The organism is Streptomyces sp. bgisy130, assembly GCF_057708345.1.
In genome coordinates, this window is the sequence record NZ_JBYISA010000010.1 from 145,281 (window position 1) to 169,624 (window position 24,344).

A 24,344-nucleotide genomic window follows, 5' to 3' on the forward strand; every position below is an offset into this window, starting at 1 on the left:
AGTCAGGTACCTCGGCCCAGCGGGAGCGCGGTGCGGGTGGGGCTACTTCGGGGAGTCGTCCTCGCCGATGTGGTGGACGCGGACGAGGTTGGTGGAGCCGGGGACGCCGGGCGGGGAGCCGGCGGTGATGATGACGACGTCGCCCTTCTGGCAGCGGCCGAGCCTGAGGAGCTGCTCGTCGACCTGGGCGACCATCTCGTCGGTGGAGTTGACGGTCGGGCCGAGGAAGGTCTCCACGCCCCAGCTGACGTTGAGCTGGGAGCGGGTGGCCGGGTCGGGGGTGAAGGCCAGGAGCGGGATGGGTGAGCGGTAGCGGGAGAGGCGGCGGACGGTGTCGCCGGACTGCGTGAAGGCGACGAGGAACTTCGCGCCGAGGAAGTCGCCCATGTCGGCGGCGGCGCGGGCGACGGCGCCACCCTGGGTGCGGGGCTTGTTGGCTTCGGTGAGCGGCGGGAGGCCCTTGGCGAGGAGATCTTCCTCGGCGGCCTCGACGATGCGGCTCATGGTTTTGACGGTCTCGGTGGGGTACTTCCCGACGCTGGTCTCGCCGGAGAGCATCACGGCATCGGTGCCGTCGATGACGGCGTTGGCGACGTCGGAGGCCTCGGCGCGGGTGGGGCGGGAGTTGTCGATCATCGAGTCGAGCATCTGGGTGGCGACGATGACCGGTTTGGCATTGCGCTTGGCGAGTTTGATGGCGCGCTTCTGGACGATCGGGACGGTTTCGAGGGGCATTTCGACGCCGAGGTCGCCGCGGGCGACCATGATGCCGTCGAAGGCGGCGACGATGTCGTCGATGTTGTCGACCGCCTGCGGCTTCTCGACCTTGGCGATGACGGGCAGGAAGCGGTTTTCCTCGCGCATGATGCGGTGGACGTCTTCGATGTCACGGCCGCTGCGGACGAAGGAGAGGGCGATGATGTCGGCGCCGTAGCGCAGGGCCCAGCGGAGGTCGTCGCGGTCCTTTTCGGAGAGGGCGGGGACGGAGACGGCGACGCCGGGGAGGTTGAGGCCCTTGTGGTCGGAGACCATGCCGCCTTCGATGACCTTGGTGCGGACGCGGGGTCCGTCGACGCCGGTGACTTCGAGGGTGACCTTGCCGTCGTCGACGAGGATGCGTTCGCCGGTGGTGACGTCGGCGGCGAGGCCGTCGTAGGTGGTGCCGCAGATCTGGCGGTCGCCTTCCACGGACGGTTCGACGGTGATGGTGAACTCGTCGTCGCGTTCGAGAAGTACGGGGCCTTCGCGGAATCGGCCGAGGCGGATCTTCGGGCCTTGAAGATCGGCGAGGATGCCGACGCTGCGGCGGGTTTCTTCGGATGCTTTGCGGACCCGGTCGAATCGTGCCTCGTGTTCGGCGTAGGTGCCGTGGCTGAGGTTGAAGCGGGCGATGTCCATTCCGGCGTCGACGAGGGCTTTGATCTGCTCGTACGAGTCGGTGGCGGGTCCCAGAGTGCAGACGATCTTTGCTCGGCGCATGTTTCGACTCTATGACTTACCGGGCGGTAGGGAACTGTAAGAAAGTGACTGCCCAACGAGCGCTTGATGAAAGGCTGTTGACAACTAATGAAATGCGCGCGAAGGCGCTCCGATGAGCGGAATATAGCCCTCGCGGCGGGTGGTCTCACAGTACGGGACGGGTCATCGTAAAGCGTGCGTTGACATGGGCATAGACGGCCTGGCGCTGGGGTTCGAGATCGAGGGCGGGGGCGGATTCCTGAGCGGCGCCGCCGTAGCCGGCGAAGGAGCGCATGGTGGGGGCGGCCGTGGCGGCGGTGTTCTCGGCGCCGAGGTCGGCGATTTCGAGCAGGGCGTCGAGGCGGGCGCCGAGGGCCTCGGCGTATTCGCGGGCGCGCTGGACCGCTTCGCGGACGGCTTGGGTGCGGGCGGCGCGGTGGGCGGGTGAGTCGGGACGCAGGGCCCACCAGGGTCCGTCGACGCTGGTGAGGTCGAGGTCGGCGAGGCGGGTGGTGAGTTCGCCGAGGAGGGTGAAGTCGTTGAGGGTGGCGGTGTGGGTGACGCGCCCGTGGTAGGCGCGGATGCGTTCGTGGCGGCCCTTGTCGGTGAGCTGGGGGGTGAGGCTGAAGGTGCCGGTTTCGAGCTTTTCGATGGCGTCGCCGTAGCTCTTGATGAGGGTGAGGGCGGCTTCGTTGCGGCGGGTGAGGTCGGTGAGGGCGGCGCTGCGGTCGGTGCCGCGGGCGCTGACGGTAACGGCGAGGCGGGCGATTTCGGGGTCGACTTCGAGGCGGGCTTCGCCGCGTACGGCGAGGCGGGGGGTGTCGGGGGTGCCGTAGGGAAGGGCGGTGGGGGTGGTGCCGGTGGTGGGGACGGCGGGGGTGTCGTCGGCGTCGGTCATGGGTGGCTCCCGGGGTTGCGGGGGTGTGGGTGGTGAAGGGTCGCATATCGGGGCCGCCGGTGGCGGGTCATCAGGCCGCCGGGGTGAGGGGTGTTCCGGGCGGGGTGGCTGCGCCGGAATCTCCGCGCGTTGTCCAGCGGTAATGCGATCGGCTATGACGCGGCGGCGCTGGGGAATCATGAGTTCAATTACGGGATTCCGGTGCTGCGGAAGTTCGAGGAGAACTGTGATTTTCCGCTGCTGGGGGCGAATGCGGTGGGTGCGAAATCCCTGCGCCCGGCAGGGGAAGCCGGCGTTTCCCGGGCTGGTGGAGCAGGCGGCGAAGTGGGTGCCGAAGCTGCGGTCGATGGGCGCGGACGTGGTGTTCGTCGCGGCGCATTCCGGGATGAGCGGTACGTCGTCGTACGGGAATCAACTGCCGCATGTGGAAATGCGGCGGCCTTGGTGGCGGAGCGGGTGCCGGGGATCGATGCGATGTTGGTGGGGCATGCGCCGGCGGTGAACAATTACCGGGCGAGTGGTGGCGGCAATTTCCCGCATGTGGCGGCTGCCGAGCAGGTGTGGTCGGCGTCGGACGAGATCCGGAATCTGTTGATCGGGTGGGTGCAGGAGACCGGGGAGATCGATCCGGCGGAATGGGCCTCGGTGGACCGGAAGTTGACCCGGGACGGGGTGCCGGTGTTCTGGGTCCGGGCGGGGGCCGGGAGGTCGCCCCCGAGCGGGACGGCGGGTGCGGGTCAGCGGCGGGGTACGAGGGTGGAGCCCTGGCGGGGGACCGTGCCCGCGCGGCCCGTGGTGGGCTGCGGGAGGCCGAAGGTGGTGAAGGCGGTGCGGGTGGGGAGCGGGTAAGGGGTGTTGCCGGTAAGGGAGTTGAGGATGGTGGCGCTGCGCCAGGCGGCGAGGCCGAGGTCGGGGGCGCCTACGCCGTGGGTGTGGGTTTCGGCGTTCTGGACGTAGACCGAGCCGGTGACGGCGGGGTCGAGGACCAGCCGGTGGTGGGCGTCGATGCGGGGGCGGGCGCCGGAGTCGCGGCGTACGTAGGGGTCGAGGGCGGCGAGCAGGGTGTCCATACGGCGTTCGCGGTAGCCGGTGGCGAGGACGACGGCGTCGGTGGTGAGGCGGGAGCGGGTGCCTTGCTGGAGGTGGTCGAGGTGGAGTTCGACCTTGGTGGTGCCGACGCGGCCCGCGGTACGGACGAAGACGCCGGGGGTGAGGGTGGCGTCGGGCCAGCCGCCGTCGAGGGTGCGGCGGTAGAGCTCGTCGTGGAGGGCGGCGAGGGTGGTGTGGTCGATGCCTTTGTGGAGCTGCCACTGACCGGGGACTAGGTCGTCGCGGACGCGTTCGGGGAGGGCGTGGAAGTAGCGGGTGTAGTCGGGGGTGAAGTGTTCGAGGCCGAGCTTGCTGTATTCCATGGGGGCGAAGGCGGGGGTGCGGGCAAGCCAGTGCAGGCGTTCGCGGCCGGCGGGGCGGGCGCGGAGCTGGTCGAGGAAGATTTCGGCGCCCGACTGGCCGGCGCCGATGACGGTCACATGGTCGGCGGCGAGCAGGCGTTCGCGGTGGTCGAGGTAGTCGGCGGAGTGGATGACGGGGACGGCGGGGGCGTCGGCGAGGGGGCGCAGTGGGACGGGGATGTGGGGGGTGGTGCCGATGCCGAGGACGAGGTTGCGGGCGTAGGTGCGGCCGAGGGCTTCGGCTTCGCCGCCGGTGTCGAGCTGGGTGAAGTCGACTTCGAAGAGTTCGCGTTCGGGGTTCCAGCGGATGGCGTCGATCTGGTGGCCGAAGTGGAGGGTGGGGAGTTTTTCGCTGACCCAGCGGCAGTAGGCGTCGTATTCGGCGCGGTGGATGTGGAAGCGCTCGGAGAAGTAGAAGGGGAAGAGGCGTTCGCGGGTCTTGAGGTAGTTGAGGAAGGTCCAGGGGCTGGCGGGGTCGACGAGGGTGACGAGGTCGGCGAGGAAGGGGACTTGGAGGGTGGCGCCGTCGATGAGGAGGCCGGGGTGCCAGTGGAAGGCGGGGCGCTGGTCGTAGAAGGCGGTGCGGAGCTGGGTGAGGGGGTGGGCGAGGGCGGCGAGGGAGAGGTTGAAGGGGCCGACGCCGATGCCGGCGAGGTCGAGGGGTTCGTCGGGGCTCGTGGTGTCGGTGGTGAGGGGGCCTTCGGGGGGTGGGGTGCTGCTCATCTGGGGGTGTGGCCTTCCACGAGTTTGAGGAGGGTGCTGAGGTCTCCGGGTTGGGTGTGGGGGTTGAGGAGGGTGGCCTTGAGCCAGAGCCCGGTGGGGGTGGTGGCGCGGCCGAGGACGGCCTGTCCGTCGGTGAGGAGGGTGCGGCGGATGGTGGCGAGGGTGGTGTGGTCGGCGCCGGTGGGGCGGAAGAGGACGGTGCTGAGGGTGGGGCGGGAGTGGAGTTCGTAGCGGGGGTGGGCCTCGATGAGGTCGGCGAGGGTCTGGGCGGCGGCGAGGGTGCGGTCGACGAGTTCGCCGAGGCCGTGGCGGCCGAGGGCCTTGAGGGTGACCGCGATTTTGAGGATGTCGGGGCGGCGGGTGGTGCGCAGTGAGCGGCTGAGCAGGTCGGGGAGGCCGGCTTCGGTGTCGTCGTCGGCGTTGAGGTAGTCGGCCTGGTGGGCGAGGGGGGCCAGGGTGGCGGGCCCGGGGACGGCGAGGAGACCGGCCGCGACGGGTTGCCAGCCGAGTTTGTGCAAGTCGAGAGCGACGGTGTGGGCGCGGGCGAGGCCGTGCAGGGCGGCGCGGTGGGTGTCGCTGAAGAGGAGGGCGCCGCCGTAGGCCGCGTCGATGTGGAAGCGGGCGCCGTGCTGTTCGGCGACGTCGGCGAGGGCGGGCAGCGGGTCGATGGCGCCGGAGTCGGTGGTGCCCGCGGTGGCGGTGAGGAGGACGGGGCCGGTGCGTCCGGCGAGGTTGGCCAGGCAGCTGTGGACGGTGTCGGGGGTGAGGATGCCGTCGGGGGTGGGGAGGGTGAGGGGTTCGGGGAGGCCCAGGAGCCAGGCGGCGCGGTGGATGCTGTGGTGGGCGTTGGCGCCGCAGACGATCCGGAGGGGGCGGGCGGGGCGGTGGGGGTCGGTCGCGGTGCCCTCGGGGGTGGTGGCTTCACGGGCGAGGAGCAGGGCCAGCTGGTTGGACTCGGTGCCGCCGGTGGTGATCAGCGCGTCGGGGTCGGTGGCCTGGGGGTAGACCAGCGCGGCGAGGGCGCGACCGGTGAGGGCTTCGAGGGTGGAGGCGGCGGGGGCCTGGTCCCAGGAGTCCATCGAGGGGTTGAGGGCGGCGGCGGCGAGGTCGGCGGCGGCGGCGAGGGCCAGCGGCGGGCAGTGCAGATGGGCGGCGCAGTGCGGGTCGGCGGGGTCGGCGGCGCCGGCGGCGAGGGTGTGGACGAGGGTGCGCAGGGCGGCGAGCGGGCCGCTGCCGTGGTCGGGCAGCAGGGGGTGGCAGGCGTCGCGTACGGTGCGGGCGACCGTCTCGGGGCCGCCGGGGGGCAGGGGGCCGGCGCGGTCCTCGGCGCCGGTGGTGAGGGCGTCGAGGACGGTGTCGAGGAAGGGGCGGAGTGCGCGGGGGCCGTTGGTGCCGCCTGCGAGGGCGGTGCCGGCAGGGGGCACAGGCATCAATGTGCTCTTCTGTCAGGGGAGTTCGGGCCGTGGTCCGGTGCGGACGAGCCCTGAGGCGGCCCTAAGTTACTTTCCCCGTACGGTGCGTATCCACAGGTCGGGCGGTCATACCACCCGTAAGTGGTACGGGTGTACCGCAGGTGTTCGGGTGCCGCCGGCTGCCCGGTCCGGCGGCGCCCGGTGCGTTCAGCCGGCGGTCAGGCGCCGCCGGCCGCGGCGCGTACCCGCAAGGCGCGCCGCAGGTCGTCGAGTTGGTCGAGGAGCCTGCGGCGCAGGGCGGGGGTCGGGTCGCGGTCGGTGAGGCATGCCTCGCCGAGCCGGAGGGTGTCCTCCTCGACGAAGGGGGTGGGGAAGGCGTAGCGGCCGGCGGCCGTGGCGAGGGCCGGGCCGCGGGCGGCGGCGAGGGCGGGGACCTCGGTGAAGTAGCGGTCGACGTAGGGGCGGAGCAGGTCGAGCTGTTCGGGGGCCCAGAAGCCGGTGGCGGTGGCGGTGAAGAGGTAGTTGGACAGGACGGCCTCGCCGTCGGTGGTGACCAGGGCGTCCCAGGCGGCCTGTTTGGCGGCCGGGTCGGGGAGCGCGGCGTGGCAGCGGGCGGCGCCCTCGCAGCCGGTGGCGCTGGGGTCGCGGGCGAGTTCGGCGTCGATGGCGTCCGGGGTGGTGGCGCCGAGGGTGGCGAGCCGGGCGAGGATGCGCCAGCGGAGTTCGGGGTCGAGGCGGGGGCCGCCGGGGACGCTGCCGTCGTCGAGCCAGTCCTGGATGCCCGCGGGGGTGGTGGCGCTGTCGATGAAGGCGCGTACGGCGGTGAGCCGGAATCCTGCTTCGGTGCCGTGTTCGGGGCCTTCGGTGCGGCGGAGTATGTCGCGGCTGAGGGCGGTGAGGGTGGTGAGGGCGGCGTGGCGTTCGGCGAGGGGGAGGAAGGCGTCGGCGATCTGGGTGCGGGCGAAGGAGAGGACGCCCTGGACGAGGGCGAGGTCGGTCTCGTGCGGGAGGTGGGCGCGGGCCGCGTCCAGGTAGGCGGTGGGGGCGAGTTCGCCGTCGCGGACCATGTCGCGGGCGGCGTTCCACACGACGGCGCGGGTCAGCGGGTCGGGGAGGCCGGACAGGGCGCCGAGGACGGTGTCCCAGGAGACGGGGTCGAGGCGGACCTTGGCGTAGGTGAGGTCCTGGTCGTTGAGGAGGAGCAGGGCCGGGCGGCCGCCGGTGGCCGTGTGGGGGCCGTCGTCGGGCACGTCCAAGGACAGCGGTTCACGCGGCACGAGCTCGCCCGGCGTGCCGCGGTCGTGGTCGTAGAGCCCGATGGTGAGCCGGTGCGGGCGGGTGCCGTCCACGCTTCCGGTCTGCTCGACGGACACGCTCCAGGTGCCGTCCGCGGCCTCCTGCACGACCGGGGTGAGGGTGTCGACTCCGGTGGTACGCAGCCAGCGTGCGGCCCAGGCGTGGACATCGCGGTCGGTGGCGCGGGCGAGCGAGTCGAGGAAGTCGGCGAGGGTGGCGTTGCCGAAGCGATGCCGGGCGAAGTGCTCGTTGATGCCGGTGAGGAAGTCCTTCTCCCCCATCCAGGCGACGAGTTGGCGCAGTGCGGAGGCGCCCTTGGCGTACGAGATGCCGTCGAAGTTGAGCAGCGCGGAGGCGGTGTCGGGGACGTCCGCGGGGGTGGGGGCGACAGGGTGGGTGGAGGGCCGCTGGTCGGCGTCGTAGCCCCAGCCCTTACGGGCGACGGCGAAGTCGGTCCAGGTGTCGGTGAAGCCGGTGGCCTCGGCCAGGACCTGGTAGCCCATGTATTCGGCGAAGGACTCGTTCAGCCAGATGTCGTCCCACCACTGGAGGGTGACCAGGTCGCCGAACCACATGTGGGCCATCTCGTGGGCGATCGTCACGCCGCGGGACTGGCGTTCGGTGTCGGTGACGGCGGAGCGGAAGACGAACTCGTCGCGGAAGGTGACCAGGCCGGGGTTCTCCATGGCGCCGGCGTTGAACTCCGGGACGAAAGCCTGGTCGTAGGAGTCGAACGGGTACGGCTCCGTGAAGATCTCGTGATAGCGGTCGAAGCAGCGGCGGGTGAGGTCGAGGAGCTCCTCGGCGTCGGCGTCCAGGTGGGGCGCGAGCGACCGGCGGCAGTGGATACCGAAGGGCAGTCCGGCGTGCTCGGTGCGGACCGAGTGCCAGGGGCCGGCGGCGACGGCCACCAGGTAGGTCGAGATGAGCGGCGTGAGGGCGGCCTGCCAGCGGCCCTCCCCCAGGTGTTCGGTGCGGCCGTTGGCGAGCACCGTCCAGTCTTCCGGGGCCTGGACGGAGAGCGCGAAAACGGCCTTGAGGTCGGGCTGGTCGAAGGCGGCGAAGACGCGCTGGACGTCGTCCATGAACATCTGGGTGTAGACGTAGCTCTCGCCGTCGGCCGGGTCGGTGAAGCGGTGCATGCCCTCGCCGGTGCGGGAGTAGTGCATGGCGGCTTCCAGCCGCAGCTCGTGGGCGCCGGGGGCCAGGCCGGTCAGCGGGAGGCGGTTGTCGTCGAGGGCAGCGGGGTCGAGCGGCCGGCCGTCGAGGGTGACGGAGTGCAGCTCGGCGGGCCTGACCTCGACGAAGGTGTCGCCGCCGGTGCGCGCGGTGAAGTGGATGACCGTCCGGGAGCCGAATCGCTCCGCGCCTCTGGTGAGGTCGAGGGCGACCTCGTAGCGGTGGACGTCGATGAGTCGGGCTCGGGTCTGCGCCTCGTCGCGCGTCAGTTGGGGCATGGGGCCATGCTGCCGTACCGGCCTGTGGCCGGGGGAGGCGTTGTTTGGCTGCGGGTGCGGTTGTGGCTGGGCGCGCCGTTCCCCGCGCCCCTGGTTGTGTGCCGTACGTCGTTTGGTGCGGGGCCGTTGTGGCTGGCGCCGTTGCGGGGTGCGTGGTTGCCGCGGGGGTCGGAGGGGACGCACCGGGACCCGTCCTCGGCGCGGGCGACGCGGGTCCATGGGATTGAGTACCCCGGCGTTTGCTCCGGTCCTGCGGGCGGGCCCCGGTACATCCCCTCCGACCGTCCAGCGTTGCCGTCTGCCGGTCGGTGGCACCGCCCGTCACAGACCAGCTCGGCCCGCGCCCAAGCTGCGGGGCGTGGCCGGACCAGGTGCCTGCCAAGGGGTGCCGCTGCCTCGACGTAACGGTGATCCGTACGGCGGGTCAGTCGCGTACGGACGGTGGTCGGAGGGGATGTCCGGTGCCCCGCCCGCAGGACCGGAGCAAACGCCGGGGTGCCTTACCTCTGGGACCAGGGCCGCCCGCGCCGAGGACGGGGTACCGGGCGTCCCCTCCGACCCGCCACCCACCCGCCGTAGGCGAACGGCGAACAGCCACCGGCAAACCGCCCAGCCACCGGCCAACCGATCAACCGCTCCAGCCGCTGACCAAAGGGGGATCGTCCGGGTCCGGGATCTTCGTGGACCAGCCGCCGGGCACGTTGTGGATCTGGCGGTCGCGGAAGCGGATGGGGGCGGTGCCGACGCGGCGGGTGAACAGGCGGCTGAAGTAGGCGGGGTCGTCGTAGCCGACGCGTCGGGCGACGGCGGCGACCGGGAGTTCGGTGCCTGCCAGGAGTTCCTTGGCGCGGCCGAGTCGTATGCCGAGGAGGTAGTCCTTCGGGCTACAGCCGGCGCCGCGGCGGACGGCGGTGCGGAGTTCGGCGGGGGTCATACCGTGCCGGGCGGCGTGTTCGGCGACCGAGAGGGGGAGGAAGGCGTCGCGGGCCAGGGCCGTCAGGACGGGGTCGCCGTCGGCGTCGGTGTCGGCGCGGGCGCGGCGCAGGGCGACCAGGAGTTCGTGGACGGCGGCGGCGGTCTCGACTTCGAGCAGGGGGTTGCCGCGGCGCGCGGCCCGTGCGATGCGCCCGACCGCGGCCCGCGCGGGTCCGGTGTCCGCGAGCGGTACGACGGGCCGGTCCGGCTCGATGTAGCCGAGTTCGGTGTAGGTGGCGGCGGCCGGGCCGGTGAAGTCGACGAAGCTTTCGTCCCAGCCGGTCTCGGGGTCGGCCCCGTAGTGGTGCACCACGCCCGGCGTGATCCACAGCAGGGCGGGGGCGGTGACCGGGTGGCGGCGGCCGTCGGGGGTGGTGCACCAGCCGCGGCCGGCGCTGATGACGATGGCGACGTGGTGGTCGAGGGTGCGCGGGCCGACCGTGGGCAGGGCACCGTGCTGGAGGCCGACGCCCAGGCACACCAGGCCGAGCCGGTGGTGGACCGGGTTCGGCGTGAAGTACCGCATCCAGGTGTGGTACATGCCCGGCCTCCCGTCGCTCTCGGTGCCGCTCCGTCGAACCGTCGAACCGTCCAAACAACGCCGATCTTTGTCCATGGACCGGCGCACCGCCAGAGGGCGAGGGTGACCGATGACGTATCGGTGACCGTGCCCGCCCGGCCCGTCGGCGCCCAGGGCCTGTCTTCAAAGTCCCGTCGTTCGCCCGTAGGGCGGGCCTCGCGGCGTCTGGTGCGTGCGATCGCAAGGCGGAGGGTCGTCCCGGTACTGGGTGTACCGGGATGATCCCGACAACGCGGCGAGCGTGCGTGCCAGGCGTCGCGAGGCAGGCGGGAATTTGAAGACAGGCCCCAGGCGGCCACGGCACGGCGCCGGCGGCACGGGACGACACAGGGGCGGGGCGACGTGGCGCGGTTTGCGGTGGACGGGCGGGACTTCACGGTGGACGGGCGGCCGGTGCGGCTGCTGTCCGGTGCGATGCACTACTTCCGGGTGCACGAGGCGCAGTGGGGCCACCGGCTGGCGATGCTGCGGGCGATGGGCCTGAACTGCGTGGAGACGTATGTGCCGTGGAATCTGCACGAGCCGCGGCCGGGTGAGTTCCGGGATCCGGAGGCGCTGGGGCGGTTCCTGGACGCGGCCGGGGCGGCGGGGCTGTGGGTGATCGTCCGACCGGGGCCGTACATCTGCGCGGAGTGGGAGAACGGCGGACTGCCGGAGTGGCTGACCGGGCCACTGGGGCGGCGGGTGCGGACCGGGGACGCGGAGTATCTGCGGGCCGTGGACGCGTGGTTCGGGCGGCTGCTGCCGCAGGTCGTGGCGCGTCAGTGTGACAGCGGCGGGCCGGTGGTCATGGTGCAGGCGGAGAACGAGTACGGCTCGTACGGGAGCGATGCCGGCTATCTGGTGTGGCTGGTGGAGCGGCTGCGAGCGCTGGGGGTGCGGGTGCCGTTGTGCACCTCGGACGGGCCGGAGGACCACATGCTGAGCGGCGGTTCGGTGCCCGGCGTCCTGGCCACCGTCAACTTCGGCTCGGGGGCCCGGGAGGCGTTCGCGGCGCTGCGCCGCCATCGGGCGGACGGGCCGCTGATGTGTATGGAGTTCTGGTGCGGCTGGTTCACGCACTGGGGGCGCAGCGCGGAGCCGCGCGCCGCGGAGGACGCGGCGGCGGCGCTGCGGGAGATCCTGGAGTGCGGTGCCTCGGTCAACGTCTACATGGCGCACGGCGGGACGAGCTTCGGTGGCTGGGCGGGCGCGAACCGCGCGGGTGAGCTCCAGGACGGGGAGCTGCGGGCGACGGTCACCTCGTACGACTACCAGGCGCCGGTCGATGAACGCGGGCGGCCGACCGAGAAGTTCTGGCGGTTCCGTGAGGTGCTCGCCGAGTACGCGGAGGGGCCGCTGCCTCCGGTGCCGGAGCCGCTGCCCGTATTGGCGGCTCCGGTGCGTGCGGTGGTCGGGGAGTGGGCGCCGGCCGGGGAGGTGATGGCGGCGCTCGGCGGTGCGGAGGTCGAGGCGGCCGGTCCGGCGACGTTCGAGGAGCTGGGGGTGGACCGGGGGCTGGTCCGCTATCAGGTGACGGTTCCGGGGCCGCGGGGGCGGTACCCGCTGCGGGTGCGCGCGCTGCGGGACCGGGCGGTGGTGTGCGTCGACGGGGAGCTGCGGGCCGTGGTGGACGGCGAGGACGCGGTGCTGGGTGAGGTGGCGGGGCCGGCGTCGGTGGAGCTGTGGGTGGGGTCGCTGGGGCGGGTCAACTACGGGCCGCGGCTGGCCGAGTCGAAGGGGATCGTGGGCGGGCTGCTGCACGAGCGGCAGTATCTGCACGGGGTGCGGTCGCGGGGGCTGCGGCTGGACGCGCTGGAGGAGGCGGGGGCGATGGCCCGGGTGCCGTTCCGGGCGGTGGAGGGGGCCGGTGGCGGTGCGGGGCTGTACCGGGGGACGCTGACGGTGGCCGGGCGGCCGGGTGATGCGGACCTCGCGCTGCCGGGCTGGCGCCACGGGTTCGCCTGGATCAACGGGTTCTGTCTGGGCCGCTATCGGGCGGAGGGGCCGCAGCGCACGCTGTATGTGCCGGGTCCGGTGCTGCGTGCGGGCGACAACGCGCTGCTGCTGTGGGAGTGGGAGGGCGCCCCGGCCCTGGTGGGAAGAGGGGCGGGGGCGCCCGGTCTGTATCCCTGCTCGGCAGGGAGCTGAGAGCGTGCCGTTGGGGCGCGGCGGCCGCGCCCCCAACGGCCCGGTTACACCTCGCGCACCTCGAACGTGTCCAGGACGAACTCCGCCGTCCCGTCGTCGCCCACCTTGCGCAGCCCCACCCATGCCGTGCCGCCCGCCGGGGCGGTGAACTCATAGGTCCAGCTGGTGGGTCGGTTCGCCACCGGGAGCGGGCGGCGGCTCAGCTCGCGGGGCGCGGGTTCGTCGACGGCGGTGACCCAGGCGTACTGGCCGGCCTTTTCGTTTTCGTAGCGGAAGGTGACCCGGTAGCGGCGGCCGGCGGTGAAGCGGACGGTGTGCGGGACGGTCCGGTAGACCAGCCCGGTGTTCTCGCCGCGTGACTTGAGCGAGCAGCCGCCGTCGATGACGTCGTCGATCGCCTTGCCGTTCCAGCCGCGCTGGGTGAACGGGGCGTGCCGCTGGGCGATATGGGTGCGCGGATCGGTGCTGCCGCCCGCGTCGCCCTTGACGAAGACGCCCCAGCCCTGGGGGACGTGCTCGAAGTCCTCGTAGGCCAGGGCGCCCTTCTTGGTGACGGTCTCGGCGGGCACGACGCGGACATTGTCGAATCGGACCCGGGCCCGGCCGGCCGCCGCGGTCAGGGCGAGGGTGACCGGGCCGCCGCCCTCGGGGACGGTGAAGTGGGTGAACAGGCGCTGGAAGCGGGTGCCGGATTTGCGGTCCGCGGCCACGTAGTTGCCCGCGGTGGAGGTGTCCGTCCAGTTGGTGGCGGTGACGCCGTCGGCGGTACGGATCTCCAGGCCGGCCCGGCGCCGCTCGCCCGCCGTGGCCCCGACCTCGATCTGGACGGAGGCGGCGTAGCTGCCGGGGGTGAGCCGGGCGAGTTTCTGGGCGACGGTGGCGGCGCCGCCCGCGCCGATGACCAGCTCGTAGTCGCCCGTCCTGCTGAGCTGTACGGAGGCCGGGCCGGTGGTCCGCCAGCCGTCCAGGGTTCCGGAGTGGAAGCCGGGGTCGGTGACGGGGGTGCCCTCGCCCCAGTGGGGGTCGCCCTGGGCGGGGGCCTTGGTGCGATGGAGGACGTAGGCCACCCCGGGCTCGGCGGTGAGGGTGATCCTGCCGTCGCTGACGGGGATCCGGGTCTCCTGGGTGCGGCCCTGGTCGGTGAGCCGGTAGGCGTGGACGGTGCGGGCGGCCGACCAGCCCCGGGGCAGCGTCCAACGCGTGCTGCCGCCACGGGGGTTGTAGTGGTAGAGCTTGTCGGGGTCGGTGGCCCGGCGGGGCTCCCAGGGGAGCAGATAGGTGCCGCCGTCGTAGACGAGGCGGCCGTCGGTGGTGATCCGCCGGGTGCCTTCGGTGTCGCTGACCGAGGTCCTGGTGGGGCCCTCGAAGGTGATCTCGTGCGCGCCCCAGGACGCGATCGGGTACGCCTGGAGGTATTTGGCGGGCAGGGCGTCGGTCCAGATGATCGTGTGGAAGGCGTGCCAGTCGGTCTTGCCCACCCAGCCCTCGAAGTTGCCCATCCGGCCGTGGCCGAGCAGGGTGGGCCACTTGTCGGCGAAGACGTCCTTGTGGTGGTGGTGCAGGAAGCGGATCAGCCGGGAGTTGATCCCGCGTGAGGTGTCGGGGCCGTAGTCGGTCTCGTTCGCCCAGTGCGACCACAGGGCGGAGCGCTCCAGGCCGTGGCCCCATTCGGTGGTGATCTGCCAGCCCTGGTCGCGCAGATGACGCTGGAGCCGGTCGGAGTTCCAGCCGGACTCGCGGAAGACGTCGAGGTAGAGGGTGTTGAGCGCGGGGTCGGTCTCCTCGCGCAGCTGGGCGAAGCGCCGGGCGATGTCGCCGGAGACCAGATCGCGGCGGGCGTCGATGCGGTAGGACTGGTCGAGCCAGTCCCACTGCTTGTCGTCCTTGTTGACGAGCGTTTCGGAGAAGGCGTGCGCGACCGGGTAGGACTCGGTGGCGTTGACGTGCACCGCGAAGTCGCTGTTCCACTTCTTGCCGGCGCGCAGCAGGGCGTTGAGGCCGGTGAGGCCGCCGGCCCGCTCGTTGTAGTTGCCGCCGTAGTCGGGGTGGGCGGAGTCGTGGCCCTCGGACTGGTAGCCCTTGAGGAGGGTGAACTGCCGCAGCCCGTCGGTGGCCAGCGCGATCCGCTTGACGGTGTCGAGGGTGGCGAGAAAGGGGTTGGTGGCCTGGCTGGCGAAGTTGAACGGGATGTGCGGGACGACCCGCAGATGCTGTGCGTCCGCGCCCAGCGGCGGCACCATGAGGTCGCGCAGCGCGATCGCGCCGTCCTGCCAGTCGGCGGTGCCGTCGCCGTTGCGGTCGCGGGTGACGACGACGGTCGCGTACGGCAGGGGGTCGGTGGCGATGGGGGCACCTCCCGCTCGAGCGGAGTCGAGAGCGGGGGATGGCTGGCCGGCCGCCCGGTGGGTCCACTGGCCGCAGCCGAGCTGGGCCGTGACGAAGCCGTCGCCGGGCACGGTCTGCCGCCACAGCCGGCCGTTCTCCCAGGTGGTGGCGCCGGTGGGCCGGTCGTAGCAGGTGTTGGTGTCGATGCCGGCGGCCAGTTGGCCGGTGGCGACGACGGCGTAGGCGCAGCCGGTGGGGGTGGCCTCGGCGGGGGTGTCCTTGGTGACCCGTATCAGGGTGTCGCCGCTGGTGGCCTTGTCGAGGGCGATCCGGGCGGCGAGCAGGGTGGCGTCGGGCTGGTCGCTGCGGACGCCGAGCAGGGCGAGGCCGGGGATCTCCAGGGTGCCGACGCGCAGTGCCGGGGTGTCGGCGATGCCGGTGACCCGCCAGGTGGTCCGGCGGCCGTGGACGGCGATCTCGACGGTGATCCTGGTGCCGCCGTCGAAGCCGAGGGTGTAGGTGGCACGGCCGGCGCGGGTGCGGTGGGTGACCCGGGGGGTGCGGGCGGTGCCGTCGATGAGGACCCGGGTGACCGGGGTGTGGCCGCCGTACAACACGGCGCCGGTGCCGCGGTCGGTGTAGGACACGATGCGCGGGAAGGCGGTGTCGACGCGGACCTCCAGCGCGTCGGACCGCAGCACCGCCTCCGCCGCGCGGGGTGCGGCCGCGGCGGGCTGTGCGGCGAGCGGGAGGGCGCCGGCGACCCCGGCGAGCGCGGTGGCGGCGACGACCTTTCGGCGGCTGGGCCCGGCCGGGGCTCCGGTCTGTTCGTTCACGCGCGCGGTCCTCCTTCGTACCTGCACTGCCTGTCGGCGGACAGCGTGCTGCCGGTGCGGGGCGTGCGCCTATGGACAAAGGAGGGGCAGGTGTTGGACAGATGTGCGGCGGGCGGGAAGGGCGGGTCAGGCGGTGGCGCCGCCACCGAGGGGCGGGTCCGGCCGTGGCCCCGCCGTCGAGGGACGGGTCGGGCCGTGGCACCGCCGTCGAGGGACGGGTCGGGCGAGCCCCGCCGTCGACAGGCAGCTCAGGCTGTGGCGCCGCCGTCGAGGGGCAGGACGGCGGTGAGTTCCCAGCCGCCCTCCGGTGCCGGGCCCGCGGTGAGCCGGCCGCCCATCGCCTCGGCCCGTTCGGTGAGTCCGGCCAGGCCGAAGCCTCCGCCGCGGGCCTGTTCGGAGAGGCGGGCGGGGGCGCCGCCGTCGTTGGCGATGCGCAGCTCCACCCCGCGGGGGACGGGCCGCAGGCCGATGCGTACCGCCGTGGCGTCCGCGGCGTGCTTGCGGATGTTGGTGAGCGCCTCGCGCACGATGCGGTGGACCGCCGCGGCCACCTCGGCCGGCAGCGCGTGCGCCGCGCCGGCTTCGAGGGCCAGGACGACCGGCGGGCCGGTGCGGGCGAAGGCGTCGGTCATCGCCCGGACCTCGGCGAGCCCGGCGAGCGGATGGGCCCGCGCCCCGTCCTCGCGCAGTACCCGCACCAGCCGGCGCATCGCGCCCAGCGCCTCGCTGCCCGCGGTCTCGATCCGTTCGAAGGCGGCGTCGGCCGGCGGGCCTTCGAGGCCGGTGCAGCGGGCGGCGCGGGCCTGGACGACGATGCCGGTGACGTGGTGGGCGACCAGATCGTGCAGCTCCCGCGACAGTTCCAGACGCTCGGCGGCCCGGACCGCGGCGAGATCGCGCAGCCGCTGGACGTCCTGCCGGCGCAGGGTCAGCGAGTAGGCGGCGACGACCACGGTGAGCACTGCCTGGACCACGGTGAACAGGCCCGGGCGGAGGTCGCGCAGCGGGGTGAGGACGCAGGCCAGGCCCAGGAGCGGGCCGAGGACGGCGGCGGTGCGGCCGGGCGCCCGGCGGACCACGGCGGCGAGCAGCAGGAGCAGGGCGAGACCCTCGCCGAGGCCCCACACGTGCGGGGGGCGTGGTCCGGCGATCAGCAGCGCGGACCCGGTCAGCGAGAGCACGGCCGCGGCGGCGGCCCGGGCGGTCAAAGGGATCCGGGTGCTGGGCACCGTGCACAGGCAGACCGCGAGGGCGGTCGCCCCCATGACGGCGTGCGGCCGGGCGGGCTGGTGGGCCATCGCCACGGTCTCCAGCCCGGCGAGGAGCAGCAGCAGCACCGCCGGGCCGGCCGCGGCCGCGACGCGGTGCGGTGGCCGGCGCGTCGGCCGCCCCGGCTGGGGGCTCATCCGCGGGGCCCGCCGGGTGCGCGCCGGGGCCGGCAGCGGGAACCGCCGCCGGTGGTGGGGGTCCGGTTCACCCCCAAGCCGCCGTCGAGGGGGCATCGTCCGGCGATTCGAGGGGATCGTGATGACCACCGAGCAGGACGTAGGCGAGGGCCGCGGCGGAGGCGGCGAGGAGCAGTGCGGCGAACACCGTGCAACGGCGGTCGCGGTCGGGCGCCGGCGGCCGGCGGCGGGGCTCGGGGGTCATGCCGTTCACGCTAGGGAGGCGGCACGGGGCCGCCCAGAGGCCGTCCGGTCCTCCGTGGCGGCACAGGACCCGGCCCGGAACCCGTATTTGGTCCCGGGCCGGACGGACCAAAGGCCGTGGTGCGGCGGGACCAAGGGCCGGGACCAAGGACCGGACTTCCGGCCCGGCGAAGGGCCCGGCGAAGGGCCCGGGGAGCGGATCCCCCGGGCCCCAGAAGGTGCGGGGCCGGTCAGCCCAGTTCGCCCGCGGCCTTCTTGATGTTGGCGGCGAAGGCGCTCACCTCGCTGTAGACACCGGGCTTGCCGGGCCGTGCGCAGCCCTCGCCCCAGGAGACGATGCCGACCTGGAGCCAATTGCCGGCGTCGTCCTTGCGGAACATCGGGCCACCGGAGTCGCCCTGGCAGGTGTCGGTGCCGCCGGTGTCCAGCTTGCCGGCGCAGATCTCGTCACCGGGGGTCAGCTGGTCGCCGTACGCCTTCTGGCAGGCGGCGTCGTCGACGAACGGCACGGTCGCCTTGAGGAGGTAGCGCTGCTGCTCGCCGCCTTCCTTGTCGGCGCCCCAGCCGGCGATGGTGAAGTCGCCGCTGTTGAGCTTGTCGTCCTCGGCGATCTTCAGGGTGGGCTGGTCTATCGGCTTGGCGAGCTTGATCAGGGCCCAGTCCTTGCCCTTGCCGTTGTAGCCGGGGGCCTGGAGGACCTTGGTGGAGTTGACCTTGACGGCGGCGGAGTCCTCCAGGTCGACCACGCCGGCGGTGGCGGTGATGGAGGTGTTGTCGCCGCTGCCGTCGACGCAGTGCGCCGCGGTGAGCACGATGTCCTTGGCGTAGAGGGCGCCGCCGCAGCCCATCGACAGCCGGACCATGAAGGGGAATTCACCCTGGTCGGCCTTGGTGCCGCCGACGACCTTGGTGGAGGGTTCGGGGGCGGGCGCGGCCGAGGCCGAGCCGGGCTGGAGGCTGAAGGCGGCCAGGGCGACCGCGCCGACGGCGAGGGTTCTCTTGAGGGGCTTCCGGTAGCTGCGCAACGGGCTTCCTTTCGTGGGGGGTTGCACGTCGATGACGAGCCCATGCCAACACCGGAGCCGGACGTGACCGCCGCACACAGCACGTGGAGGACGGCAGCACACCGTGAGGCGTCCGGACCCAGTGGGGGATGAGTCCGTACAGCGCTCTGCGATTATGTGGAGTGGGCGATCAGAGTGACAAGGGTGCGCATCCGGCCAACTCCCGTACGCGCCACGCCCGTACACCTCATTCCGGACTTTCCCGGCCCCCCGTACAGTGGCCGGGTGACCACCGGCGGCAGAGCGATCGAGCACGGCTACCCCCACCTCGACACGGTGCGTGCGGCCGTCCACGCCCTGTTCAGACGCCTGTCGTACGACACGGTGCGCACCTTCGACACCAGCGTGCTGCCGGTCGACGTGGCCTTCGGCGAGGACGAGGATCTGCATCTGGGCGCGCAGCGGGTGGCCGGCGCGCTGGTCCGGCAACTGCATCTGCCGGACGCGCGGGCGGTGATCACCTTCCGTGAGATGGAGCATGCCGCGAATGTCGAACTCACCGCGGGTCCGGAGTACTTCATCGAGCTCAACGACCGCTTCCGGACGCACCGCAAGGACATCGGCGCGGCCCTGGCCCATGAGGTGACGCATGTCGCGCTGCACCGTCTGGATCTGGCGTTCCCCGGCACCCGCGACAACGAGATCCTCACCGACACCGCCGCCGCCTACCTCGGCGCGGGCTGGCTGCTGCTGGACGCCTACCGCGAGCACGGCCCGTTCTCGCAGAAGCTGGGCTATCTGACGCCGGAGGAGTTCGGCTATGTCCTCGCCAAGCGGGCCCGGTTCTTCGGGGAGGACCCGGCGCCGTGGTTCACCAGCCCGCAGGCGTACGACGCGTACACGGCGGGCGCCGCGCGGGCCCGTCAGGACCTGCGCCGGCCACCGCTCGCCGGCGCGGGGTGGGCCGCGCGGCTGCGCTACGCCAAGGACCGCCGGGCGGCGCAGGACCCGCGGCGTCCCGGCCGCCCGCCTGCCGCCGACGAGGGCTATGTCTTCGAGGGCCCGTCGCCGCTGCGGGTGTCGTTCCCCTGCCCCGCCTGCCATCAGCGGATCCGGGTCCCGGTCCGCGGCCGGCTCCAGGCGCGCTGCGGGCTGTGCAAGACGCTGCTGGACTGCGACACCTGACGGGGTATCGGCCGCGGCACGGGGCGGCCGGCTGCCGGGCCGTTGTCAGACCCAGCCCTCCAGGCCCGCCATGAAGCCGTCGAAGTCGTCGCGGTGGATGGTGTGGCCCGTGCGGGGCACCGTACGGACCTCGAAGCCGCGCTCGGTCAGATCTGCCGCCGCCTGCTCGGAGAAGAGGAACCCCTCCCCCGCGAACTGCACCAGGGACGGGACGACCGGTTTCTCGGGCGTGTGGTCCTGGAGATGGACGGCGGACAGCGCGAGGGCGGTCCCGGTGTCCCAGTCGGCGACCGTGGCCAGTTCGAGGTCGACATCGGCCTCGCACCAGCGCGGGTTGAAGGTCCGCACCATCTCCCGGTCGGCCCGCTTGAACGCGACGAACAGGGCCGGGTCGACGGGCTGTCCGACCCTGGCGAGCGACCAGGCCGGATCGCAGTAGACCGCCCGCCGCGGCTGGAGCCGCTCCACCGCCAGGGACAGCGCCAGCCCGCCCAGGGAATGCCCGATGGCGACCTCGGGGGCGGTGGGCAGGGTCTCCACGAGGTCCTCGGCGAACAGCTCGGTGCCGTACGCGCCGCGCGGGCTGCGGCCGTGGCCGCGCAGATCGACGGCGAGCACCCGGTAGCCGCGGCCGGCGAGCGCCGGACCGACCCGGTGCCAGGTGCGGTGATCGGACATCAGGCCGTGGACCAGCACCGCGATGCGTTCGCCGGTGCCCCATTCGTGGGTGTGCAGCTGCATGCCCTGCCTCTCTTCGGTTCCCGCGCTCCGGCTCCCGGGGGTCCGGTCCCGTTCGCCGGTCCGGTGGCGCACCGCCCGACGTTACACGTGTCATCCGAGGCCGCGGGGGCGCTCCGGGCCGACCCGCCGGACGATTGCGCTGTGCGAGGATGCCCCGCAGCATGACTGACCGAGCCGGCCCACGCGCCACCCCAACTCCCCCGACCAGTACGGCCGTTGCCCGGCACGCCGGGGTCTCCCGGGCGACCGTCTCCTACGTCCTGAACGGGCAGGCCGCCGGGCGGGTCGGCGAGCGCACCCAGGCCAGGGTCAGGGCCGCCGCCGAGGAACTGGGGTATGTGCCGCACGCCGCCGCCCGCAGTCTGCGGGCCGGCCGGGGCCGCCTCGTGCTGCTGGCCGCCCCCGCCGACGCGGTCGAGGCGTTCGGCCCGCTCTTCACCGGCTTCCTGGCCGGATTCCAGACCACGCTGCACCGCCTGGGCTACACCGGCGTGCTGCACGGTGCGCCCGCGAGCTCCCCCATGGCGGCCGCCCGCGCCTGGGCCGAACTGCGGCCCGCCGCCGTACTGAACCTCTACGGACCCCGGTTGGACGCCCCCGCCGTCGAGCTGCTGCACCGGGCCGGCACCGCCGCGGTCCCCGCCCACGACCCACCGGCTGGGCACCTTCCACGTCACACCGCGCGCCTCGGGCTGACGGCCGGGCCCCGGGCGGCGCTACCGCTCCTCGCGTAGCGGCGTGCACCTCGCCCGGTGACGGGGCTGCACGCCGTCCGCGGCCCTCACAGCCAGTCCGCCTCGGGGGTGGCAGCGGCCAGGATGTCGCGGGTGTGGGTGCGGATCGGGACGCCGTGCGGGACGCACACCGTGTCGACCGCGTCGAGGGCGGCGAGCCGCCGGAAGGAGGCGATGGCCTCCTCGCGTGCGACGTTGCCGGGGCCGAGGACCGCCCGGGTGCCGTCGGGGGTGGTGCCGATGATGTCGCCGGGGAACAGCAGCCGGCTCTCGGGGAGGTGCAGCGCGATCCCGCCGGGGGTGTGGCCGGGGACGTGCAGCACCCGCACCGGCTCCGGCCAGCCGTCGAGGGTGTCCCCGTCGTGGAGTTCGACATCGACCTCGACGGGGCGCAGCGGCGGGCCCCCGGCGTCCGCGAAATCGGCCATGACCCGCTCGAACAGCGCCCGTTCCGCGGCGCTGTACACCGGCGCGGGTTCGGGTGCGGCGCCGCGGATGTACGGGGCGTCCAGCGCGCCGGCCAGCACGCGGGCGCCGGTGGCGGCGACCAGGTCGGCGGCGGAGCCCATGTGGTCGAGATGGGAGTGGGTGAGCACGATCTGCCGCAGCTGGTCCGGCCGGCCGCCGAGCCGGGCCAGCGCGTCGAGGACGGCGGGGGCCGAGCCGGGAACGCCGGTGTCGATGACGGCGTATCCGTCGTCGGGGAGGGCGACGAGGTACACATGCCCGACGGGGAAGGCGAGTTGCCGGACGGTGGGGGTGATTTCGGTGAGTGCGTCCATGGCCGGGACGCTAGCCGGACCGCGCCGGTGACCACCGGCCGTTGCGCCGTGGGCGGATTGAGCGCAGAGCGGAAGCCCCGGCCCGGCCGAAAGCGGCCGGAACCTGTCTTGCCTTCGGTGCGTCTCATCGCCGAACCAAGGAGGCAAGTCATGCGAGGATCCCACCTCTCCCGCACCCGTACCCTCACCACCGTGCTCGCGCTGGCGGTGTCCGGCACCGCCGTACTGTCCGGCTGCGGCCAGAAGCAGCAGACCGTGGGCAGCGCGCCGCCGCCGAAGAAGCCGGACGCCTTCGAGCAGCGGGCGGACCAGATCGTGCGGCACTGGCCGAAGGTCTCCCCGGTCACCGGGCGGCAGCAGGCGCTGCTGCCGCTGGCCGGCGCGGACCGCCCCAAGGACACCGGGGCACGGGAGATCACCGTCACCGTCGGGCACAGCGCCTGCGATGTCCGCTTCGGTGCCCGCGGCCATGAGTCGAAGGACCTGGTGGTGATCACTGGCTGGGGCAAGCGGAAGAGCTCCAAGGGGATGTGCACCGAGCAACTGGCCACCGACAAGGTGAAGGTGCAGCTCAAGAGCGCGCTGGGCGACCGCAAGGTCGTGGACGCGGCCACCGGCAAGGAGCTCTTCAAGAGCTGACGGTGCGACGTGGCGGTGGACCTGCGCCATGGGTCCGGCTCCGCGGGCGCCGCACCACCTAGGCTCACCCGCATGAGCCCTTCCACCGCCACCACCACCCGTGTCGACCTGCCCGGGCTGCTGGAGTTCGTCCGCCCCCGCCATCGCGCGATCCTGCTCACCCGCCGTTCCGACGGCACCCCGCAGGGCTCGCCGCTGACGTGCGGGGTGGACGACTCCGGGCGGCTGGTGATGGCGACGTATCCGGAGCGCGCCAAGGTCCGTAACGCCCGCCGGGTCTCCTCGGTCAGCGTCATCGTGCTGTCCGACGAGTGGAACGGCCCGTGGGTGCAGATCGACGGCGAGGCCGAGGTCATCGACACCCCGGACGCCATCGAGCCGCTGGTCGAGTACTACCGCAACATCGCCGGTGAGCACCCGGACTGGGACCAGTACCGGGAGGCCATGCGCAAGCAGGGCAAGTCACTGATCCGGGTGACGCCGCTGCGCTGGGGTCCGGTCGCGACCGGCGGCTTCCCGGCCCGGCTCACGGAGGGCGGCGGCGCCTGAGGGACGCCCGGGCGGTCAGCCGCGGGGTGGTTGGAGCGTGAGCGAGGGGAAGAGTGCCTCGTCGGGCAGTCCGAGCTGCGCGCGGAAGGCCGCCCGGCCCGCCGCGGTGACGGTGAGGATGCGGGTGGCGAGGGCCTTGACGACCCAGGCGCGCTCCACGGCGTGCCGGTAGAGGGCGGCCCCGACCGCGCCGGAGAGATGCTGGCGGCGCACCGTCCAGTCGAGGCAGGTGCGGACATGGGCCCGGTGGGCGTCCGGTGGCGCGGCGTCGGGGAGGCCGAGCGCGGTGAGCCAGTCGGCGCCGGCGGCGGTGAGCACCAGGCCGTAGTCCCGGGCCAGCAGGCCGCGTTCGGTCATCGCGTCGGCGATGGCGACGCCGAGGGCGCCGGCGATGTGGTCGTAGCACGTGCGGGCGTGGTGCAGGGCCCGGCGGTGGTTGGCCTCGGCCAGGGAGCGGATCGGGACCTGGCGGTAGGGGGCGAGTCCGGCGAGGTTCTCCAGGGTCTCCGCGGTCTCCGGCCCGGCGAGCCGGACGTAACGCCGCCGGCCCCGGCGTTCCTCGGCGAGCAGCCCGCCGGCGACCAGGAGGTTGAGGTGCTCGGTGGTGGTGGACGGCGCCACCGCGGCGTACTCGGCCAGTTCGCCCGCGGTCCAGGTGCCGCCGTCGAGCAGGGCCATACAGATCGCGGCACGGGTGCGGTCCGCGAGCAGCGCCGCGAGGGCGGCCAGATCGGGGGTCTCCGCGACGCTTTCCTGATCGGCGTCCCATCGTTTCATGTACACAGAGTAACCTCTGATAACATTTCGGTGAGCACCGAATCATCCGGCTTCTATCCTCGGCAGCATGAAAGGCGCGCTGGAGAAAAGCAGTTCGGTCGCCCCGGCGCTGCTGTCCACGGAGAACGACGACGGAACCTTCGTCCTGGTCGAGCTGCGCATCCGGTGGGAGCTCGGACCGGTCGTCAGCGTCTGGCTGCCGGCCCGCGGCCGGACCGCGCGCAATCTCGCGGTACGCCCGGACGTGGTCTTCAATCTGCCGCCGGACGGCACGGGGGCCGAGGAGGGGGCGAGCGCCGTGCCGTCCACGGACGCGCCGTGGACGGAGCCGTCCGAGCTGGTGCGGCCGCCCCGACTGGCGCACTGTCCGGTGCAGTTGGAGGCCCGCCGGGTCGGCGAGCGGACGGTCACCGACGGCGCGTGGACCCAGATCGAGGCGCAGGTGCTGCGGGTGCATGCCGATCCGCGGTGGGTGCTGCCGCCGGGCGACCGGCGGATCGGTCCGGGGGCGTGGCGGGCGCCGGTGCACGACTTCCGTTCGCCGGGCACTCCCCCGCCGCAGCCGGTGCCGGCCTCCGCACCGGAGATGGCACGGCAGTTGGAGCGGCGCTATCCGGCCACCCGGGGCGGTTCGTAGGGCGACCCCGGTGCGGGAAATGCCGCGGCGCCTGCCCTCCGGTCGGGGGAGGAGGCAGGCGCCGCGATTGTTCCGCACGACGTTGTACGGGACATCGGTGGACGGT

At 73.2% G+C, this 24,344-nt stretch carries 19 protein-coding genes and 1 pseudogene; 7 read left to right on the forward strand and 13 right to left on the reverse strand.

What is annotated here, in order from left to right; all coding sequences use genetic code 11:
* Window positions 1-42 precede the first annotated feature (42 nt).
* The gene (gene pyk, locus AC3EUV_RS16285; protein WP_432143208.1) at window positions 43-1,479 is read right to left on the reverse strand and encodes a pyruvate kinase; all 1,437 of its coding nucleotides are present in this window, start codon (window positions 1,477-1,479) and stop codon (window positions 43-45) included.
* A gap of 145 nt (window positions 1,480-1,624) precedes the next feature.
* Window positions 1,625-2,356, reverse strand: a complete 732-nt coding sequence (locus tag AC3EUV_RS16290; protein ID WP_432143207.1) for an SIMPL domain-containing protein — start codon at window positions 2,354-2,356, stop codon at window positions 1,625-1,627.
* Window positions 2,357-2,497: 141 nt separating this feature from the next.
* Between AC3EUV_RS16290 and AC3EUV_RS16295 the strand changes: the two are divergent.
* Window positions 2,498-2,848: pseudogene (locus AC3EUV_RS16295) on the forward strand (metallophosphoesterase family protein); the annotation flags it as partial.
* A gap of 245 nt (window positions 2,849-3,093) precedes the next feature.
* Here the strand turns inward: AC3EUV_RS16295 and AC3EUV_RS16300 are convergent.
* From AC3EUV_RS16300 to AC3EUV_RS16315, 4 genes are all read right to left on the reverse strand, one after another.
* A complete protein-coding gene (locus tag AC3EUV_RS16300; RefSeq protein WP_435603205.1) occupies window positions 3,094-4,530 on the reverse strand; it encodes a lysine N(6)-hydroxylase/L-ornithine N(5)-oxygenase family protein in 1,437 nt (478 codons plus the stop codon).
* Window positions 4,527-5,960, reverse strand: a complete 1,434-nt coding sequence (locus AC3EUV_RS16305) for a pyridoxal phosphate-dependent decarboxylase family protein (RefSeq protein WP_432143205.1) — start codon at window positions 5,958-5,960, stop codon at window positions 4,527-4,529. The genes AC3EUV_RS16300 and AC3EUV_RS16305 overlap by 4 nt, the downstream gene beginning before the upstream one ends.
* 200 nt (window positions 5,961-6,160) lie before the next feature.
* Entirely contained in the window at window positions 6,161-8,695 is a 2,535-nt protein-coding gene (pepN, locus tag AC3EUV_RS16310; protein WP_435603206.1) for an aminopeptidase N, read from the reverse strand.
* A gap of 628 nt (window positions 8,696-9,323) precedes the next feature.
* Window positions 9,324-10,211, reverse strand: coding sequence for a helix-turn-helix domain-containing protein (locus AC3EUV_RS16315; protein ID WP_432143203.1), 888 nt, complete (start codon window positions 10,209-10,211; stop codon window positions 9,324-9,326).
* Window positions 10,212-10,592: 381 nt separating this feature from the next.
* Here AC3EUV_RS16315 and AC3EUV_RS16320 point away from each other — a divergent pair, with 381 nt between their 5' ends.
* Window positions 10,593-12,380, forward strand: a complete 1,788-nt coding sequence (locus AC3EUV_RS16320) for a beta-galactosidase (protein WP_435603207.1) — start codon at window positions 10,593-10,595, stop codon at window positions 12,378-12,380.
* A 44-nt stretch (window positions 12,381-12,424) separates the two neighbouring features.
* Here the strand turns inward: AC3EUV_RS16320 and AC3EUV_RS16325 are convergent, their stop codons facing one another.
* From AC3EUV_RS16325 to AC3EUV_RS16340, 4 genes are all read right to left on the reverse strand, one after another.
* Window positions 12,425-15,541: an endo-alpha-N-acetylgalactosaminidase family protein gene (locus tag AC3EUV_RS16325; protein WP_435603208.1), complete on the reverse strand. Its 3,117-nt coding sequence runs from the start codon at window positions 15,539-15,541 to the stop codon at window positions 12,425-12,427.
* Window positions 15,542-15,789: 248 nt separating this feature from the next.
* On the reverse strand, window positions 15,790-16,947 hold the full coding sequence (locus AC3EUV_RS16330) for a sensor histidine kinase (protein WP_435603209.1): 1,158 nt from the start codon (window positions 16,945-16,947) through the stop codon (window positions 15,790-15,792).
* Between the two features lie 67 nt (window positions 16,948-17,014).
* Window positions 17,015-17,191: a hypothetical protein gene (locus tag AC3EUV_RS16335; RefSeq protein WP_432143200.1), complete on the reverse strand. Its 177-nt coding sequence runs from the start codon at window positions 17,189-17,191 to the stop codon at window positions 17,015-17,017.
* Window positions 17,192-17,420: 229 nt separating this feature from the next.
* Window positions 17,421-18,215, reverse strand: a complete 795-nt coding sequence (locus AC3EUV_RS16340; protein WP_432143199.1) for a S1 family peptidase — start codon at window positions 18,213-18,215, stop codon at window positions 17,421-17,423.
* 264 nt (window positions 18,216-18,479) lie between these two features.
* On the opposite strand from AC3EUV_RS16340, the gene AC3EUV_RS16345 reads away from it, so the two are divergent.
* Window positions 18,480-19,379 carry a hypothetical protein gene (locus tag AC3EUV_RS16345; RefSeq protein WP_432143198.1) on the forward strand — a complete coding sequence of 300 codons (900 nt, stop codon included), beginning with the start codon at window positions 18,480-18,482 and terminating at the stop codon, window positions 19,377-19,379.
* A gap of 45 nt (window positions 19,380-19,424) precedes the next feature.
* On the opposite strand, the gene AC3EUV_RS16350 is transcribed toward AC3EUV_RS16345, so the two are convergent.
* The gene (locus AC3EUV_RS16350) at window positions 19,425-20,120 is read right to left on the reverse strand and encodes an alpha/beta fold hydrolase (RefSeq protein WP_432143197.1); all 696 of its coding nucleotides are present in this window, start codon (window positions 20,118-20,120) and stop codon (window positions 19,425-19,427) included.
* Between the two features lie 161 nt (window positions 20,121-20,281).
* Here AC3EUV_RS16350 and AC3EUV_RS16355 point away from each other — a divergent pair, with 161 nt between their 5' ends.
* Complete coding sequence (locus AC3EUV_RS16355) at window positions 20,282-20,854, forward strand: LacI family DNA-binding transcriptional regulator (RefSeq protein WP_432143196.1); 573 nt, start codon at window positions 20,282-20,284, stop codon at window positions 20,852-20,854.
* 47 nt (window positions 20,855-20,901) lie between these two features.
* Here AC3EUV_RS16355 and AC3EUV_RS16360 read toward each other — a convergent pair whose 3' ends face one another.
* The gene (locus AC3EUV_RS16360; protein ID WP_432143195.1) at window positions 20,902-21,636 is read right to left on the reverse strand and encodes an MBL fold metallo-hydrolase; all 735 of its coding nucleotides are present in this window, start codon (window positions 21,634-21,636) and stop codon (window positions 20,902-20,904) included.
* 150 nt (window positions 21,637-21,786) lie between these two features.
* On the opposite strand from AC3EUV_RS16360, the gene AC3EUV_RS16365 reads away from it, so the two are divergent.
* Window positions 21,787-22,275 (forward strand): hypothetical protein, encoded by a 489-nt coding sequence (locus tag AC3EUV_RS16365; RefSeq protein WP_432143194.1) that lies wholly within the window; start codon window positions 21,787-21,789, stop codon window positions 22,273-22,275.
* A gap of 72 nt (window positions 22,276-22,347) precedes the next feature.
* A complete protein-coding gene (locus tag AC3EUV_RS16370) occupies window positions 22,348-22,824 on the forward strand; it encodes a PPOX class F420-dependent oxidoreductase (RefSeq protein WP_432143193.1) in 477 nt (158 codons plus the stop codon).
* A 15-nt stretch (window positions 22,825-22,839) separates the two neighbouring features.
* Here AC3EUV_RS16370 and AC3EUV_RS16375 read toward each other — a convergent pair whose 3' ends face one another.
* Window positions 22,840-23,601: a winged helix-turn-helix domain-containing protein gene (locus AC3EUV_RS16375; protein WP_432143192.1), complete on the reverse strand. Its 762-nt coding sequence runs from the start codon at window positions 23,599-23,601 to the stop codon at window positions 22,840-22,842.
* A 67-nt stretch (window positions 23,602-23,668) separates the two neighbouring features.
* Here AC3EUV_RS16375 and AC3EUV_RS16380 point away from each other — a divergent pair, with 67 nt between their 5' ends.
* A complete protein-coding gene (locus AC3EUV_RS16380) occupies window positions 23,669-24,238 on the forward strand; it encodes a hypothetical protein (RefSeq protein ID WP_432143191.1) in 570 nt (189 codons plus the stop codon).
* Window positions 24,239-24,344: the final 106 nt, after the last annotated feature.